Source organism: Ilyobacter sp. (genome assembly GCF_041583315.1).
Taxonomy (GTDB): domain Bacteria; phylum Fusobacteriota; class Fusobacteriia; order Fusobacteriales; family Fusobacteriaceae; genus Ilyobacter.
The window spans coordinates 1-1,653 of sequence record NZ_JBFHGC010000597.1; the positions used below are offsets into that span (position 1 = coordinate 1).

Annotated in this window: 2 protein-coding genes; both read right to left on the minus strand. The window is 40.2% G+C overall.

Annotation, left to right across the window (positions count from 1 at the left end; all coding sequences use genetic code 11):
• On the minus strand, positions 1-1,071 hold a 1,071-nt coding region (gene cysS, locus ABZA26_RS14580), incomplete at its 3' end, for a cysteine--tRNA ligase (RefSeq protein WP_372715215.1).
• A 9-nt stretch (positions 1,072-1,080) separates the two neighbouring features.
• Positions 1,081-1,653: hypothetical protein (locus tag ABZA26_RS14585; protein WP_372715216.1), on the minus strand; the 573-nt coding region annotated here is incomplete at its 5' end.

The window sequence follows — 1,653 nt, forward strand, 5'->3', positions numbered from 1 at the left end:
AAATTTCGCCCTGGATTCTTCCAGGACTTTTTTGAGACTTTCTAAAGCATCAGAATTTCCTGTACCGTCCCTTTCGTCCATCTTTTCCATTACTCTGATAAGGCTGTTTTCTATTCTCTCCACTGCTGACTTTGCCTGATTGAGCTCATCTTCAGAAAAATCTATAGGTTTTCTGTAATGAGAGCTAAGTACAAAAAATCTCACTACCTTGCCTTCAAATTTTTCAAGGACCTCTCTCAGAAGAAAGAAGTTCCCCAGTGACTTGGACATTTTTTCACCTTTTACGTTTATATATCCGTTGTGTATCCAGTATCTCGCAAATTCTCCACCAGTTGCACACTTAGACTGTGCTATCTCATTTTCATGGTGCGGGAAAATAAGATCCTGTCCTCCTCCGTGTATGTCAAAAGTCGGCCCGAGATATTTGTTGGACATGGCAGAGCATTCAATATGCCACCCTGGTCTTCCCTGTCCCCAAGGAGATCCCCAAGATGGTTCTCCCTCTTTGGCACCTTTCCAAAGTGCAAAGTCCAGCGGTGATCTCTTTATGTCATTTACATCTACCCTGGAGCCACTCTGGAGGTCTTCTGTCTTCTGCTTAGACAGTTCTCCGTATTTTTTCTTATAGCTTTCCACAGAAAAATAAACATCCCCATGGACCTCATAGGCAAATTCTTTTTCAATAAGGGTTTTTATTAGCTTTATCATTTCTCCGATATGCTCGGTAGCCTTTGGTCTCAGCATACCTTCCTCTTTCAGATTCACCTTTGATGTGTCTTCAAAATAAGCTGCGATATATTTATCTGCCACCTCTTTCAGGGTTATCCCCTCTTCATTGGCTCGTTTTATCATCTTGTCGTCTACATCTGTAAAATTTTGTACGTATTTTACCTTGTAACCCCTATACTCCAGATATCTTCTCACTGTATCAAAGAATATAGCCGGCCTTGCATTTCCTATATGTATGTAGTTGTATACCGTAGGTCCGCAGACATACATGGATACCTCTCCCTCTTTCAGAGGTTTAAATTCTTCTGTTTTTCCCTTTAAAGTATTAAATATTCTAAGCATACAGCCCTCCTATTTTTTCATTTTACTCAAAATGTCATCAAGGGTCTCTTCGTTGAGTTCCGTGTGCAGATTGAGATAGTCAGTTTCTGCGGTTCCCTTTATTGATAATTTAGAACTCTCTGAAAACTTTTTGTCCAGAAGGTTCAGTTTTATATCTCCATGAAAAAACTGGTTTTCAGATACAGTTCCGCCTGTACCCAGACTCAGCTTTTCTTTTCCCTGAAAAATGCTGTTTCCTTCGATAACCAGGTTCGCATTTCTTATGCTTATTCTGCCATTTTTCCCGAAAATTCTAAAGAGTTTTTCAAATCTTTTTGTATCTTTGAGAGGTATTATCCACTGATTATTTTCTATATCTCCCACTATCTCTCCGTCGATATCCCCGAGAAATGCCTCTATACTTCCTCCCGAAAAACTCTCCCAAAGATCAAAGAGAACCCTCTGCTCCTTAGGTATACTGGCTGTAAATATTTTAGCAGCTTTCCCGAAATCTCCAGAGGAGATGTAGACTCTGTTCTCTCCCAGATATTTCTCCATTTTTCTCTCTTGAGGCTGATTCTTAAAGAGGTCTATTACGCCTCC